Here is a 16469-nt window from a genome sequence, read left to right on the forward strand (position 1 = left end):
CGCTCCGGCACCGGCGAACCCCTACCGCCCACACCTCACCCCTTGCCGCCGCCGCCCGCCCCGGACCGGACCAGGCAGGGGCGGCTCGAGGCCGCCGGCGGGCCGGGCGGGAGGACCCCGCCGCCCGGCGGACTTCCAGAGGGTGTCGAGCCGTTCTCGAGCACTCCTCCAGCGCGAGGTCCGAGGCTGTGCCAATCCGTAGGGGAGCCGCCCCCAGGACCAGGTCAGGTCCCGCTTCCTCTTCCCCGGTCCGCCCTCGGGCGTCCCCTCCCGCACCGCCCGGCGCCGCGTCCGGCCGCGGCCGGCGGGGCCGAGGCGCACGGGCGAGGGACGCACCGCTCCCGTCGTGGAACGTCCACCGGCCCCATGCCTGCGAGGAACACAGATGGATCTGATCGCCACCGCACCAGCCGACGAGGCGCCCGCCGGCACGGGCGGCCTCGGGACCCCGGAGCACCCGTACGCCCCGCCGGGGCCGCCGTGGCCGGCATCGCCGGCCCGGGGCTGCCGCCGGTCCCCGCCCTCGCCGGCCCTCGCACTCGCCGCCGTCTCCGGGTTCCTCGCGCCTCGACCGGCTCCCCGAGGAGCGCGGGACCGGACTGACGACGGCGGGTGCGCGACGACACCGACCACCCCCGCCCCGTACCTCCCGGCGTGAACCGGCCACCGGAGGGCCGCCGACGGCGTGGCCCCGGCCGGGCGCGCACCGTCCCGGCCGCCGCCCCTTCTCCAGCCGCCCTCGTCCCCTTCTCCAGTGATCCGGGACACACTTGAGGTGACGTCCTTCCGCCCGGCCCGCCGAGATCCCCGCCCGCTCCCGCGCCCCACCGCCGGACCGAAGCACAGCGCTTCCGCGTCCGGGACGGGGTGCCGTCAAGGGGCGCGGGTCCGCTCGCAGGGCGCGGCGCGCGGCGCACGTGTCGCGGTGACCGGCCCTCACGAGGACAACGAGAGAGGCCCCATGAAGCTAGACACGCCCGCCCGCGGCCTGTCCCGGCCGACACTGCTGGAGTGCTGTACGCCCGGCGCCACCGGTCCCGGTCCCTCCGCCGCGACGGAGACCGCTGTGCTCTTCACCGGCGCCGACGCCCCGTCACCCGCCCTGACCCGGTCCCTGTACGGCACCTTCCCCGCCTTCCGCACCGCCTTCGACGCCCTCTGCCGGAGCTTCGACGACCGCCTGCCGGTACCGCTGGTCGCGGTGGTCTTCGCCCCCGAGCAGGGCGCCGACGCCCGGCTGCTCGGCGAGGCCCCGTACGTCCGGTGCGCGCTCTTCGGCTACCAGGTGGCGCTGTTCCGGCTCTGGGAGAGCTGGGGGCTGGACGCCGCCGCCGTCGCCGGGCGGGGCAGCGGCCTGGTGGCCGCCGCCCACGTCGCGGGCGGCCTCGGGGCACGGGAGGCGGCCCGGCTGCTGGCGGCGGAGCCGGCACGGCAGGAGGAGCGCCACCGGTGCGCCCTCGCCGCCGGCGAGGCGTCCCGGCCGCCGTACGGCGAGCCGCACGGGAGCGAGCCGCACGGAACCGAGGGGTACGGGACCGTGCTGGCCTGCGGTCCGGTGTCCGGGACCGGGACGACGGTCGGGGATGTGCGCGCCCTGGCACGGGCGCTCGCCGCGCTCCAGTTGCACGGGCCGCCGCTGGACTGGGAACGAATGGCCGGGGGAGCCGGGCCGCGCCCTGCCGCCCCCGCCCCCTGACCCCCGGGGGGGAGCCGGACCCGCGTCCGGTCCCGCCGTCCACGGCGGACCTCCCCCCGCCCGGGGGAGCGGGCCGGGCTGTCGGACCGCCGTCTCCCGGAACAGGCCGCGCGGGTCTGTCCGGGAGACGCGCATGTCCGGCGCCGGCGCGGGGAGGTGCCGCGACGGGCTCCCGGAGGCGTCCGGGTCCGGGACAGCACGGTCCGGGACCGCCCGCACAGACCTGTGCGGTGCCCGCGCCGGACGCGGACACCGCACAGGATCGTGACCCGGGTTCTAGGCCGCCAGGTCCCTTCCCCCGGCGCCGGTGTCGATGAGGGCCGCCATCTGACGCAGTGTCCGGTGGGCGTAGACCTCCTCCAGGGTCAGCTGCACTCCGAACTCCCGCCGGACGCGCACCAGCAGGCGGGAGGCGAGCAGGGAGCTGCCGCCGCTCTCGAAGAACTCCGCGTCGGGGCCGATCTCCTCATGGCGCAGCAGCCGGGCCCAGACCTGCCGGAGCCGGTCCTCCGTACCGGTGCCCGCCGCGGGGGAGTTGCGTGCGTCCGTGCCCGTCTCCGTGACGATGTCCGTCTCCATGTCTCTCCTCGGTCTCTCGGTTGCCGGTCTCCCGGTGTGTCGCCGGTGCCGTCCGGTTCTGTGTGCGGTCCCTGTGCGGTTCCCGCGGCGGGTCCGCGGCGGGTCGCCGTGCACGGCCGGGCCCCGGAGCCGGCCGCCGCCCGACAGGAGGGCGGGCCGGCCGCCGGGTCCCCGGCCGGGGCGGCCCCGAGAATGAGTCGGGTGATCTCCGGCAGATGCGCGGAGAGGAAGAAGCGGCCGCCGGGAAAGGAGCGGGTGGCGAAGGGGCCCGTGGTGTGACGGCGCCATTCCTGCGCGTCGGCGGGCGCCTTCGGCCAGGGGCGGGAGAAGCCGGCGGCGCCTCCGGCGCGAGGGAGGACGAAGAGCCGAGCGGGCGCCTCGGGACACGGGTGGAACCGCCTGGTCCAGGGGCTGGGGGACACGGTCGCGGGCGTCATGGTGAGTCCTTGTCGGTAACCGCTCGGCGGCGCCCGCATCCGGGCGGGCGGCGGCGAACCCGGCGGCGTCGCTGCACAGAACGATCGGGATCGCGGAAAAGCCTGTCAAGGCACTCCACCCGCGCTGGACAGGCCCTCGACCCGGACGCGAGTTCCCGCGCTCCGGCGGCGTCGATCGTCTCTCCACCGCCGCTCTAGCCGGGCCTCGTTGAATCACCGTGTGCGACGGGGAACGGAGTACGACCGGACGGGACCCCGCGGGGCGCCCCCCGGGGGGCGGCCGTCACCGGGCACACCCGTCACCATCACCGCCGCCGACGTTCACGAAGGAGCCGCCGCCATGACCATGGTCGAGGGTGAGGACAGGCAACAGGAGGACGTACGCGAGGGCGAAGCAGCACCGGTGCGCCTGTCGCGCCGGCGGTGGGCGGTGCTGGGCGTACTCGGCGCCGCCTCCTTCTTCGACGGCCTCGACGCCAACATCATCGCCGTGGCCCTCCCGAGCATCCAGCGTGAACTCGGCGGGGGCTTCTCCATGGCGCAGTGGGCCGTGGCCGGCTACTCGCTGGCCACCGCGGTGCTGCTGATCACCGGAGGGCGGCTGGGGGACATCTACGGCACCCGCCGCGTCTTCCTCATCGGCATCGCCGGCTTCACCCTCAGTTCCGCCGTGGTCGCTGCGGCGACCACCCCCGAACTGCTGGTGGGCGGCCGGGTCGCCCAGGGCGCCATGGTCGCGCTGATGCTTCCCCAGTCCATGGCCGTGGTCAAACAGCAGTTCCGCCCCGAGGAATGGGCGATCGCCTCCGCCATCACCGGGCTGGCCATCAGCGCCGGCAGCATCGGCGGCCCGGTGGTGGGCGGCTTCCTCACCGACCTCGACCTCTTCGGGACCGGCTGGCGCGCCATCTTCTGGATCAACGTCCCGATCGGCGCCGCCCTGCTGGCCTGCGCGATCCGGGTGCTGCCCGAGGGCCGCACCGAGCAGCGCCCCACCCTCGACCTGCCCGGAGCCGTCCTGGTGGCGTCCGCCTCCCTGGCGCTCATGTTCCCGCTGGTCCGCGGGTCCGAACACGGCTGGGCACCCTGGTCCTTCGGGCTGATCGCCCTCTCGCTCGTCCTGTGGCTCGTCCTCGCCGCCCACCAGCGGCACCGCTCGGCCCGGGGCACCGACGTCCTCATCCCTCCGGCGCTCTTCCGCCGGCGCGCCTTCACCGCCGGACTGACCGCCGCCCTGTTCACCTTCGCCGGTGCGACCTCCTTCACCTTCCTGCTCACCTACTACCTCCAGTTCGGCCTCGCCTGGTCCTCCACCCGGACCGCCCTCGCCGTGGCCGCCGTCCCGCTCGGGATCGCCCTCGTCTTCCAGATCGCCTGGAAGCACGGGCCCGCCCGCCCCCGGCTCTTCGTCACCTGCGGGGCGCTGACGATGCTGGCCGGCGCCCTGTGCATGGTGGGGCTGGCCGCCGCCGGGCGGACCGACTTCGCACTCCTCGCCGCCGTGGCCTTCCTGCTCGGGGCGGGGACCGGACTGACCTCACCGGTGCTCACCGCGGTCCTGCTCAACTCCCTCGCGCCGCGCGAGGCGGGCGCCGGAGCCGGGGTCATCTACGCGTCCACCCAGTTCGGTTCCGCCCTGGGCATCGGGGTCATCGGTGCGGTCTTCTTCGGCGGCCTCGGCGGCGCGAGCGCCGGCGCGGCCGCCGCGGACGGGCGGACCGCGGCTCTCTACGGCGACGCCCTGGGCACCGCGGTGCTCTGCACCGCCGCCGTCTTCGCGCTGGTCGCCGTGGTGGCCCGCGCCCTGCCGCGCCAAGGGACCGAGCCGACCGGCGATCCGGTGCCGCTCTAGCGCGCGCGGCCAGTCTGGCCCTCGGACCCCGGGCCGGCCCCGGCTCCGGCCAGGCGCCTCGCGGCCGAGACCGACGGAAGCCCGGTTCCCACCAGGGACACACGAGTGCCCACCCAATGCCGGAGAGGCGACACGGATGGCGGAGATGAGTACCCAGGCCACTCAGGAACGTCTGCAGCGGGCGATGGCCGCGGTGATGCGGCTCCAGCAGCGCAACGAGGAGCTGGAGAACCGGCGGACCGAGCCGGTCGCCATCGTCTCCATGACCTGTCGCCTGCCCGGCGGCGTCACCACGCCGGAGGAGTACTGGCGGCTCCTGGCGGGCGGAGAGGACGCCATCGGGCCCTTCCCCGAGCGCTGGGACGCCCTGGACCTCTACGACCCCGACAGCGAGGCCCCGGGCAAGAGCTACGCCCGCGAAGGCGGCTTCCTCGACTCCGTCGACCGCTTCGACGCCGAGTTCTTCGGCATCGCCCCGCGCGAGGCCCTGTCGATGGACCCGCAGCAGCGCCTCGTCCTGGAGACCGCCTGGGAGGCCCTGGAACGCGCGGGCATCCTTCCCGCCGACCTCAACGGCACCCGCACCGGCGTCTACATCGGCGCCATGCGCTCCGACTACGACACCGTCCTCGCCGACCTCCAGGCCCTCGACGGCTACCAGGGCACCGGCATCTCCGGCAGCGTCATCTCCGGGCGCCTCTCCTACCTCCTGGGGCTGCGCGGCCCGGCCGTCACCGTCGACACCGCCTGCTCCTCCTCTCTGACCGCCCTGCACATGGCCGCCGCCGCCCTGCGCGCCGGCGAGTGCGAGCTGGCCCTCGCCGGCGGCGTCACCGTCATGAACTCCCCCGCCCTCTTCGTCGAGTCCAGCAGGCTCAACGCCGTCGCCCCCGACGGGCGTTGCAAGAGCTTCTCCGCCGGGGCCGACGGCGGCGGCTGGTCCGAGGGCTGCGGCATGGTGCTGCTGAAGCGGCTTTCCGACGCACAGCGCGACGGGGACCGGGTCCTCGCCGTGATCCGCGGCTCCGCCGTCAACCAGGACGGCCGCAGCCAGGGCCTGACCGCCCCCAACGGCCCCGCCCAGCGCCAGGTCATCGAGACGGCGCTCACCGCCGCCGGGCTGACCCCGCAGGACATCGACGCCGTCGAGGCCCACGGCACCGGCACCCCGCTCGGCGACCTCATCGAGGCCGGAGCCCTCTGCGAGGTCTTCGGCTCCGGACGCGCCCCGGAGCGGCCGCTGCGGCTGGGCTCCTCCAAGTCCAACATCGGCCACACCCAGGCCGCCGCCGGTGTCGCCGGGGTCATCAAGATGGTCCTCGCCCTGCAGCACGAGACGCTGCCGCGCACCCTGCACGCCGAGGAGCCGAGCCCGCACGTCGACTGGGAGGGCCACCACATCTCCCTCCTCACCTCGCCGACCGCCTGGCCGCGCACCGAGCGCCCGCGCCGGGCGGGGATCTCGTCCTTCGGCATCAGCGGCACCAACGCCCATCTGGTCCTCGAGGAGGCCCCGGCCCCCGTCCCCGCCGAGGGCGACACCCCGGACGGGGAACCGGCTCCCACCGCCGAGAAGCTTCCGGTCCTCGTCTCCGGACGCGACCAGGAGGCGCTGCGGGCCCAGGCGTCCCGCTGGGCCCGGTGGCTCACCGACCACCCCGGTCAGCCGCTCACCCCGCTCGCCCGCGCCGCCGCCGTGCACCGCACCCACCACCCGGCGCGGGCCGCGGTCCTCGCGAGCGGCGCCGAGGAGGCCGCCGACGCGCTGAGCGCCCTCGCCGCCGACCAGGAGGACGAGCGGGTCACCACCGGCACCGCCCGCCCGCGCGGCAAGGTCGTCTTCGTCTTCCCCGGTCACGGCAGCCAGTGGCGGCTGATGGGCAGCGCCCTGATGGCGGAGTCCGAGGTGTTCCGGGAGGCGGTGGCCGAGTGCGACGCCGCCCTGCGCCCCTGGACCGGCTGGTCCGTCGCCGGCCTGCTCCGAGCGGAACAGGACGACGAGAACACCCCGTTCACCCGCCTCGACGTGCTCCAGCCCGCGCTGTTCACCATGGCGATCGGCCTGTCCGCCGTCTGGCGCTCGCTCGGCCTCGAACCCGAGGCCGTGGTCGGCAGCAGCCAGGGCGAGGTGCCCGCCGCCGTCGTCGCCGGGGCCCTGAGCCTGGAGGACGCGGCCCAGGTCGTCGCCCTGCGCAGCCAGGCCCTGCTGCGCGAGTGCAGCGGGCTCGGCGCCATGGCCCTCCTCGACCTGCCCGTCACCGAGGTCGAGGAGCTGATCGCCCCCTACGGCGACGCGCTCTCCGTCGGCGTCGTCAACACCGCCCATTCCACCGTGGTCTCCGGCGACCCCGAGGCCGTCGACGCGCTGCTCGCGGCCATGGAGGGCCGTGACGTCTTCGTCCGCAGGCTCAAGGCGGACGCCGCCGGACACTGCGCCCACGTCGACCCGATCCTCCCCGGCCTCGCCACCGGCCTCGCCGGCCTCGCCCCCCGCCGCTCACCGCTCCCCTTCTACTCCACCGTCACCGGCGGCACGCTTCCCGGCGACCGCCTCGACGGCGGCTACTGGTGCCGTAACCTGCGCGAGCCGGTCCGGATGGACCGCGCCCTGGACCAGCTCATCGCCGACGGCTTCGGTGTCTTCGTCGAGGTCAGCGCCCACCCCGTCCTCGGCATCCCGCTGGCCCAGGTCACCTCCGGCTCCGGCGGCGCCTCCACCGGCACCCTCCGCCGCGACCGGGGCGGCATGGCCGCGGTCCTCCACTCCCTGGCCGGACTGCACGTCCAGGGCCACCCGGTGGAGTGGTCCCGCGTCCTCGGTGACCAGGACCGCGCCACCCTTCCCGAACTCCCCGGCTACGCGTTCCAGGGCCGCCGCCACTGGTTCGACGGCCCGCTCGCCGCCACCGCCGGGCACCGGGCCGCCACCGGCTCCCCCGGCCCGGAGCCCGCCGGACCGCGACAGGAGACGGCCCCCGGCCTGCCCGCCCGCCTGGCGGCGCTGCCCGAGGAGGAGCGTGCCCGCGCGCTGACCGAGGTGGTCCAGGAGGAGACCGCCGCCGTGCTGGCCGTCTCCGGCCCGGTGGCGGCCGACACCCGCTTCCGCGAACTGGGCTTCGACTCCATCCTCGCCCTGCGCCTGCGCAACCGCCTCGCCACCCTCCTCGGCGCGGAGCTCCCCGTCGGCCTGGTCTTCACCCACCCCACGCCCGGCGACGTCGCCGCCCACCTCCTCGAGGAGGTGGCCGGCGCCCTCGACCTGCCGCACGGGCCACGGCTGGAGCGGGTCGCCCGGCGCGACGTCCACCCCGCGACCGAAGGGCAGCGGCGGCTGTGGTTCCTGGAGCGGATGAACCCCGGCTCCGCCCAGTACAACGCCCCCGTGGCGCTGCGGCTGCCCCGCGCCGTCGACGAGGTCGCCCTCGCCCACGCCCTGCGTTGGCTGATGGGCCGCCACGAGGCGCTGCGCACTGCCCTGGAGATGCGCGACGGAGAACTCGTCCAGGTCGTCCACGAGGTGGGCGGCGCCCCGCTGGAGCGGGAGGACTTCACCGGACGGGACGAACGGGAGGTGCGTGAGCGCGTCGCCCGCGAGGAGCGCGCGCCCTTCGACCTCTCCGCCCCCACCCTGCTGCGCTGCCTCCTGCTCGACGTGGACGGCGGCGAGCAGATCCTCAGCGTCACCACCCACCACGCCGTCAGCGACGGCTGGTCCCTCGCCGTCCTGCTGGACGAGCTGCACCACGCCTACCAGCGGTTCGCCGCCGGCTCGACACCCGAGCGCGAGCCGGTCGCCCACCACCTCGGCGACTTCGCCGCCTGGGAGGCCCGCCGCCTGGCCGAAGGCGGATTCGGCGAGGCGCTGCGCCACTTCTCCGAGGAACTCGACGGCATGGGCCGGCTGGAACTGCCGCGCACCGAGCCCGGCGAGGAGCAGGGCGACGGCACGCTCGCCTTCACCCTCCCGCCCGAACTGCACACCCGCGTCGAGGAACTGGCCGACCACGCCGAAGTCACCCCGTACGCCGTCTACGCGAGTGTCTTCGCCCTGCTCCTGGCCCGCCACGGCGGCCAGGAGGACTTCGGCGTCGGCACCATCTGGGCCAACCGGCCGGAGGCCGGGCTCGCCGGAACGGTCGGCTTCCTCGTCAACACCCTGCCGCTCCGGTTCGACCTGCGGGAGGGCCCGACCTTCGCCGGGCTGCTCGCCGACACCTCCCGGCGGACCCTGGGCCTCATGCGCCACCAGGACGTCCCCCTCACCGAGGTGCTGCGGTTCGCCGGGGGCGAGCGCACCGACGGGGAGAACCCGCTCTTCCGCGCCCTCTTCAACTACCGCGCCGACTCACTGCCGCCCCTGGGCGAGGGCGACGACGCGTGGACCGTCGCCCCCTTCACCAGCGTGGCGGGCAACCCCCAGGGTGTCGCCAAGGCCGAACTCGGCCTCACCCTCGGCCCGGGCGCGGGCGGCGGGATCGACGCCGAACTCGAGTTCCAGGCGGCCGTCCTCACCCCGGCCGGCGCCGCCCGCATGGCGGCCGGCTTCCGCGCCCTGCTGGAGTCGGCGCTCGCCGAGCCCGGCCGGCCCGTCGGCGAACTGGACCTCCTCGACGCCGAGGAGACGGCGTGGCTGGAGCAGCGGGGCACCGGCGCGACCGGCGCGGCCGCCGACGGCACCGCGCTGGACCTGATACTCCGCCAGGCAGCCGCCACGCCCGAGGCGGTGGCCCTGGTCACCGCGGAGGAGGAGCTGAGCTACGCCGCGCTCCTCGCCCGCTCCGCCGCTCTCGCCGGGCGGCTGCGCGCGGCCGGGGTGGGCAGGGGCGACCTGGTCGGCGTCCATCTGCCGCGCAGCGGGGACCTGGTCGCCGCCGTGCTCGCCGTCTGGATGTCCGGCGGCGCCTACGTCCCGCTGGACCCGGAGTACCCGGCCGCCCGGCTCGATCACATCGTCGAGGACAGCGGACTGCGGGTGGCCGTCTCCACCCGCCGAGGAGCCCCCGCCGTCGAGCGCGAGGGCGTGGCGGTCGTCCTGGCCGACGTCTGTGGCACCGGGGCGGAGGCGCCGCCCCCGCCCGCCGGGGAGGCGCCCGGAGCGGGAGACCTCGCGTACGTCATCTACACCTCCGGCTCCACCGGCCGCCCCAAGGGCGTGATGCTGGAGCACGCGCAGTTCACCAACTTCCTCGCCGCCATGGACGAGCGGGTCGGGGGCGGCGCCGGCGACACCTGGATGGCCGTCACCAGCCTCTCCTTCGACATCTCCACGGTGGAGCTGCTCTGGACGCTGACCCGCGGCTACCGCGTCCTGGTCGCCGACGGCAACCCCGCCACCTGGGGCTCCTGGCTGCCGTACGCCCCGACCCACCTCCAGTGCACCCCCTCGCTCGCCCGCATGCTGCTCGCCGACGACGACGGACGCGCCGTCCTCGCCGGGCTGGAGCACATGCTCGTCGGCGGCGAGGCGCTGGACCCGACCCTGGCGCAGAAGCTGCTCGACCACTGCGGCGGGGCGGTCACCAACATGTACGGGCCGACCGAGACCACCGTCTGGTCCGCGGCCTGGCGGGTCGCGCCGGGCGAGGTCTCGCTCGGCAGCCCGCTGCACGGCAACACCCTGTACGTCCTCGACGAGCACCGTCGCAGGCTGCCCCGCGGCGGCCAGGGCGAGCTGTGGATCGGCGGGGCCGGAGTGGCCCGGGGCTATCTGGGACGCGACGAACTGACCGCCGAACGGTTCGTCACGGACCCGTTCGCCGCCGAACCCGGCGCCAGGATGTACCGCACCGGGGACCTCGTACGCTTCCGCGACGACGGCAGCCTCGCCTTCCGCGGGCGCGCCGACGCGCAGGTGAAGCTGCGCGGGCACCGGATCGAACCCGGCGAGATCGAGCAGGTCGCGGCCGAGGTCCCGGCGGTGGCCGAGTGCGCCGTCGTGGTCCGCGAGGACGTGCCCGGCGACCCGCGGCTCTGCCTCTACTGGGTGGCCGCGCCCGGCGCCGCCGGCCAGGACGCCGTCCTCGCCGCGCACCTCGCCGACCGCCTCCCCTCCTACATGGTCCCCGCCCACCGGGAGCAGGTCGGCGAACTGCCCCACACCCCGAACAAGAAGGTCGACCGGGCGGCGCTGCTGCGGCTGCCCGCCCCCGGCCGGGCGCCCGTCCCCGCCCCCGTACCGCCGGCCGGTGCGGACGGCCGGGAGGACCCGGACCGGCTGGAGGAGCTGATCGCCGAGTCCTGGGCCTCCGTGCTCGGACTGGCGGAGGTCGACCCGGACCGCGGCATCTTCGAGTTCGGCGCCAGCTCGATGACCGCCCTGACCGTGCACGACATGGTCAGCACCGCCCTCGGGCAGGAGTTCCCGCTCTCCGCGATGATCCGCTACCCCACCGTGCGCCAGCTCGCCGCCTTCCTCCGGAACGGCGCGGCCCCCGCCGCCGCGCCCCGGGCCGGGACCCCGCGCGGTCCGGCGGACGGTGACGCGGTCGCCGTCGTCGGCATGGCCTGCCGCCTGCCCGGAGCCCCGGGGCTGGAGGCGTACCGCCGGAACCTGAGGGAGGGCGTGGAGTCCGTCACCCACTTCACCGACGAGGAGCTGCGCGCCGCCGGGGTGCCCGAGGAGGACCTCCTCGACCCCCGCTACGTGCGGGCTCGGGGCGTCACCGAGAACGTCGACCTCTTCGACGCCGGCTTCTTCGGCTGCTCGCCGGGCGAGGCCGACGCGATGGACCCCCAGCACCGGCTGCTGCTGGAGTGCGCCTGGGAGGCGTTCGAGGACGCGGGCATCGTCCCCGGCGAGATCGAGGGCAAGGTGGCCGTCTTCGCGGGCTCCGGCTACGGCGGCTACCCGCAGGAGCCGGCCGAGGACATGTCGGCCTTCTACCGGAACATGATCGGTGCCAAGGACGACTACCTCGCCACCCGCATCTCCCACAAACTCGACCTGCGCGGCCCCGCGCTCACCGTCCAGACCGCCTGCTCCACCGGCCTGGTCGCCGCCCACCTCGCCCGCGAGAGCCTGCTGCGCGGCGAGTCCGACGCGGCCCTGGTGGGCGCCTCCTCCCTGACCTTCCCGCTGGTCCAGGGCTTCGTCCACCAGGAGGGACTGGTCCTCTCCCCGGACGGCCGGTGCCGCGCCTTCGACGAGAAGGGCGCCGGCACGGTCCTCGGCAGCGGTGTCGCCACCGTGCTGCTCAAGCGCCTCTCCGACGCGCTCGCCGACGGGGACCGCGTCTACGCCGTCCTGCGGGGCAGCGCCGTCAACAACGACGGCGCCGCGAAGGCCGGGTTCACCGCGCCGAGCGTCCCCGGCCAGGCCGCCGTCATCGCCGAGGCCCAGGCCGCCGCCGGGGTCGGCCCCGCCGACATCGGCTTCGTCGAGGCACACGGCACCGCCACCGCCCTCGGCGACCCCATCGAGGTCCAGGCGCTCCAGCAGGTCTTCGGCTCGGTGGAGCGGCAGGCCCCCTGCGCGCTCGGCTCGGTCAAGACCAACATCGGGCACGCCGACGCCACCGCCGGGCTCGCCGGACTGGTCAAGGCGGTCCTCGCCGTCCACCACGGCGAGCTGGTGCCCAGCCTCAACTACGAGAGCCCCAACCCCGAACTCGGTCTGGACCCGGCGCTCTTCGAGGTCAACACCCAGCTCAGGAAGTGGGAGCAGGAGACGGGCCCGCGCCGCGCCGGCGTCTCCTCGTTCGGCATCGGCGGGACCAACGCCCACGTCGTCGTCGAGCAGGCCCCCACCGCCCCCGGCGGACCCCCGGCCCCCCGCACCGCCGGCGCCGAGGCCGCCGGCGCGGGGACGGGCGCCGCTCTGCCCCTGGTCGTCTCGGCACGCGACGCGGACGCCCTGCGCGACCAGGCCCGCCGCTGGGCCCGATGGATCCAGGACCACCCCGGGGTCCCGCTGCGCGACATCGCGCACACGGCCGCCGAGCGCCGCACCCACTTCACGGAACGGGCCGCCGTCACGGCCGCCGGCCACGAGCAGGCCGTGGCCGCGCTCACCGCCCTCGCCGAGGACCGCTCCCATCCGGCGCTGGTCCGCGCCACGGCGGGACGGCGGGGCCGTACGGTCTTCGTCTTCCCCGGCCAGGGCACCCACTGGCCCGCGATGGGCCGTGAACTGCTGGCCTCCAGCCCCGCCTTCGCCGAGACGGTCGACGCCTGCGACACCGCCCTGCGCCCGTACACCGGCTGGTCCGCGCGGGAACTCCTCGGGGGCCGCACCACCCGTGAGGACGGCACTGCCGTGGAGCTCGACCGGCTCGACGTGTCGGTCCCCGCCCTGTTCACCGTGTACGTGGCGCTCGCCGCCGCCTGGCGGGAGTACGGCCTCGAACCCGACGCCGTCGTCGGCCACAGCCAGGGCGAGATCGCCGCCGCGGTCGTCTCCGGCGCCCTGTCCCTGGCGGACGGCGCCCGGATCGCCGCCCTGCGCGGACGCGAACTGGCCCGGATCGAGGGCACCGGAGCCATGGCCTTCGTCGAGCTGCCCGTGGACGAGGTCCGCGACCGGCTCGCCCCCTACGGCGGGGCCCTCTCCGTCGCCGTGGTCAACACCCCCCGCTCCACCGTGGTGGCGGGGGACCCCGAGGCGCTCACCGCGCTCCTCGACGCCCTCGACGACGAGGACGTCGTCTGCGGTCCGGTCGGCGCCCAGTTCGCCGCCCACAGCCACCACATGGACCCGCTCCTGCCCGTCCTGGCGGACCTGCTCCGGGAAGTGCGGCCCGGCGCCGCCCGCGTCCCCTTCTACTCCACGGTCACCGGCGGACTCCTCGACGGGGAGCGCCTCGACGCCGCCCACTGGTGCCGCAACCTGCGCGAACCGGTCCGCCTCGACCTCGCCCAGCGGGCCCTGCTCGACGCCGGGCACGACGTCTTCGTCGAGGTCGGCCCGCACCCCGTGCTCACCATGGCGCTCACCGAGGGCGACCCGCGCGCGCTCGCCGTCGGCACGCTCCACCGGGGCCGGGGGACCGCCGCCGAACTGCTGCGCACCCTCGGCACCCTCCACGCCCACGGACACCGCGTCGACTGGTCGCGCGCCTTCGCCGCCGCCCTCCCCGGCGAGCCGGCACCCCGCGTCGCGGGCCTTCCTCCCTACGCCTTCCAGCGCCGCCGCCACTGGATCGAGCCCGCCGCGGCCTCCGGTTCCCCGGACGGCCCGGACACCTCCGCCTTCTGGCAGGCCGTCGAGGAAGGCCGGCCCGAACGGCTGGCCGACCTGCTCCGGGCCCCGGAGGAACTCCACGGCACCCTCGGGGAACTGCTGCCGCTCCTGGCGTCCTGGCAGGACCGCCAGGAGACGGACGCCATGACCGGCTCCCTGCTCTACGAGGAGACGTGGGAGCTGTCGGCGGCGCCCCTGCCCGCCCGCCTGACCGGACCCTGGGTGCTGGCCGTGCCCGCCGGCACCGCCTCCGGCCTCGCCGACGAGGCGGAGCGGGCCCTCACCGCCGCGGGCGCCGAGGTCCACCGCGTCGGCGCCGACGGCGACCGCGCCGTGCTCGGCGCGGCCCTCGCGGCCCTGGAGCCCGCCCCCGAAGGCGTGGTCACCCTCGGCTCCCTCGACACCACCCCCGCCGCGGGCGGCGCCACCCGGGGGCTGCTCGCCACCCTCGCCCTGGTCCAGGCCGCCGCCGATGCCGGACTCGACGCCCCGGTGTGGGCGCTGACCTCCGGCGCCGTCGACACCACCGGCGACGGACCGGTGCCGCACCCCGAGGGCGCGCTCGTCGCCGGACTCGGCCGGGCGCTCGCCCTGGAGGACCCCGTCCGCTTCGGCGGCGTCGTCGACCTCCCCGCCGGGCCCGGCCACGGCCTCCCGGCCGGCTGGGCCGACCAGCTCGTCGCCGCCCTCGCCGCCCGCGACGGCGAGGACCAGGTGGCGGTCCGCGCCGACGGCCGGTACGTCCGCCGCCTGCGCCGCGCCGTCCCCGCGGAGCCCACCGAGCACTGGACCACCCGGGGCACCGCCGTCGTCACCGGCGGCCAGGGCTTCCTCGGCCGCCACCTGGCCGGGTTCCTCGCCGAACGCGGCGCCGAGCACATCGTGCTCGCCTCCCGGCGCGGCGGGACGACCGAGGAGTCCGAGGAACTGCGCACCGAACTCGCCGCCCGGGGCGTGGCGCTGACCGTCGCCGCCTGCGACGTCACCGACCGCGCCCAGGTCGACGCGCTCCTGGCCGAGGCGGACCGCCCCGACCGGCCGCTGCGTTTCGTCGCCCACCTCGCGGGGGCGACCGGCATGGCGCCGTACACCGAGCTCACCGCCGAGGAAGCCGCCCGGACCACCGCCGCCAAGGTCCTGGGCGCCACCCACCTGCACGAGGCCCTCGGCGCCCGCCCGCTCGACGGCTTCGTGCTGTACGGCAGCGTCGCCGCCCTCTGGGGCGGGGCGGGGCAGGCCGCGTACAGCGCCGCCAACGCCGCACTCGACGCGCTCGCCCGGCACCGCCGCGCGGGCGGCCTCGCCGCCACGGTCCTGCACTGGGGAGGCTGGGCCGGGGGAGGCATGGTGACCGACGAAGCCGACCGCACCGCCCGCTCGCGCGGACTGCTGCCCCTGGCACCGGGCCGCGCCCTGCGCGCCCTCGGCAGGGTTCTCGACGCCGGACGCACCGCTGTCGGCGTCACCCGCACCGACTGGTCGCTCTTCGCCCCCGCCTACGGCGCGGCCCGGCACCGCCCGCTCCTCGACGGCATCGAGGAGGCACGGGCCGCCTCGGCCGGGGCCACCGGGCAGGAGGACACCTCCGCACTGGCCGCGCTGACCGCACGGCTCACCGCCCTCCCCGACGAGGAGCGGCTGCGCACCCTCGCCGACCTGGTCCGGCAGGAGGCCGCCACCGTCCTCGGGACGGACGCCGCCGGCCTCGACACCGCCACCCCCCTCGCCCACCTGGGCTTCAACTCGCTGATGGCGGTGACCGTCCGGGGCGAGCTGACCCGGCGCACCGGACTCCCCGTCACCTCCGAACTCCTCCTGCGCCGGCCGACCTGCGACGCCGTCGCGGCCGAACTGCTGGAGCTGCTCGACCTCGGCGACCCGCGGGCCGCCGGGCCCGCCGGCACCGCGGCCCCGGACACCACCGCCGCCACCGGCTGGCTGAGGGTGCTGCGGCCCGCCGCGGCCGAACCCCGCGCCCGCGTCCTGTGCGTCTCCGGCATGGGCGGCACCACCGGCGGCCACCTGCCGCTCGCCGCCCACCTCCCCGCCGACGTGGAGCTGGTCGGCGTGCAGATGCCGGGCCGGGAGATCCGTGCGGCCGAGCCCCCCGCCGGCGACATGATGGCCGTCGCCGACCAGGTCGTCGCCGCCCTCGCCGAACCCGGGCGGCTCGACCTCCCCCTCGTCCTCTACGGTCACAGCCAGGGTTCCTGGCTGTGCTGGGAGGTGGCCCACCGGCTCGCCCACCGGCCCGGCGTGGCGCCCTTCGCGCTGCTCCCGGTCTGCGGGCTGCCGCCCACGGCCCGGCCGACGGAGGGGCTGAGCCGGCTCGCCGAACTGATCACCGACCGCGACGAGGCACCGGACCCGGCCGAGGCCGCGCCGGCCCTCGCCGGGGTGCTCCCGCCCGAGGTGCTGGACGACGAGGAACTGCTGGCCGACTACCTCGTACGGCTCCGGTCCGACGTCGTGCTCGCGGAGAACCACCGGGACGTGCTGCGCGGCTTCACGCGGCCGGCACTGGACATCCCGGTCTTCCCGGTCGAGGGCAGCGCCGACCCGGTCCTGCCGCGGGGCTCGATGGAGGTGTGGTCCCCGCTGACCACCGGCGAGTTCGCGATGCGCGTCATCGACGGCACGCACTCCGCGCCGCTCGACAACCCCGCCGCCCTCGCCGCCGAGATCACCCGCGCCCTCGCCCGGATCACCCCGCCCGACGCGTGACGC

The 16469-nt window shown here is 76.3% G+C and carries 4 protein-coding genes; 3 read left to right on the forward strand and 1 reads right to left on the reverse strand.

Going from position 1 to position 16469, the window contains the following annotated elements; translation table 11 throughout:
* The first annotated feature begins 961 nt into the window (after nt 1-961).
* Nucleotides 962-1696, forward strand: coding sequence for an acyltransferase domain-containing protein (locus C1708_RS00420; protein ID WP_106410763.1), 735 nt, complete (start codon nt 962-964; stop codon nt 1694-1696).
* Between the two features lie 276 nt (nt 1697-1972).
* Here the strand turns inward: C1708_RS00420 and C1708_RS33890 are convergent, their stop codons facing one another.
* Nucleotides 1973-2275 carry a phosphopantetheine-binding protein gene (locus C1708_RS33890; protein WP_157951206.1) on the reverse strand — a complete coding sequence of 101 codons (303 nt, stop codon included), beginning with the start codon at nt 2273-2275 and terminating at the stop codon, nt 1973-1975.
* A 777-nt stretch (nt 2276-3052) separates the two neighbouring features.
* Between C1708_RS33890 and C1708_RS00430 the strand changes: the two genes are divergently transcribed.
* Together C1708_RS00430 and C1708_RS00435 are read left to right on the forward strand one after the other, a co-directional pair.
* Nucleotides 3053-4564: an MFS transporter gene (locus tag C1708_RS00430; RefSeq protein ID WP_106410765.1), complete on the forward strand. Its 1512-nt coding sequence runs from the start codon at nt 3053-3055 to the stop codon at nt 4562-4564.
* A 136-nt stretch (nt 4565-4700) separates the two neighbouring features.
* Nucleotides 4701-16466, forward strand: a complete 11766-nt coding sequence (locus C1708_RS00435) for a hybrid non-ribosomal peptide synthetase/type I polyketide synthase (protein WP_106410766.1) — start codon at nt 4701-4703, stop codon at nt 16464-16466.
* The last annotated feature ends 3 nt before the right edge of the window (nt 16467-16469 follow it).

Source organism: Streptomyces sp. DH-12 (assembly GCF_002899455.1).
In the GTDB taxonomy this organism is placed as follows: domain Bacteria; phylum Actinomycetota; class Actinomycetes; order Streptomycetales; family Streptomycetaceae; genus Streptomyces.

Excerpts from the sequence above, each read along its gene's own strand:
- C1708_RS00420 (WP_106410763.1), top strand. The coding sequence starts at position 962 with ATGAAGCTAGACACGCCCGCCCGCGGCCTGTCCCGGCCGACACTGCTG.
- C1708_RS00435 (WP_106410766.1), top strand. The coding sequence starts at position 4,701 with ATGGCGGAGATGAGTACCCAGGCCACTCAGGAACGTCTGCAGCGGGCG.
- C1708_RS00430 (WP_106410765.1), top strand. The coding sequence starts at position 3,053 with ATGACCATGGTCGAGGGTGAGGACAGGCAACAGGAGGACGTACGCGAG.
- C1708_RS33890 (WP_157951206.1), bottom strand. The coding sequence starts at position 2,275 with ATGGAGACGGACATCGTCACGGAGACGGGCACGGACGCACGCAACTCC.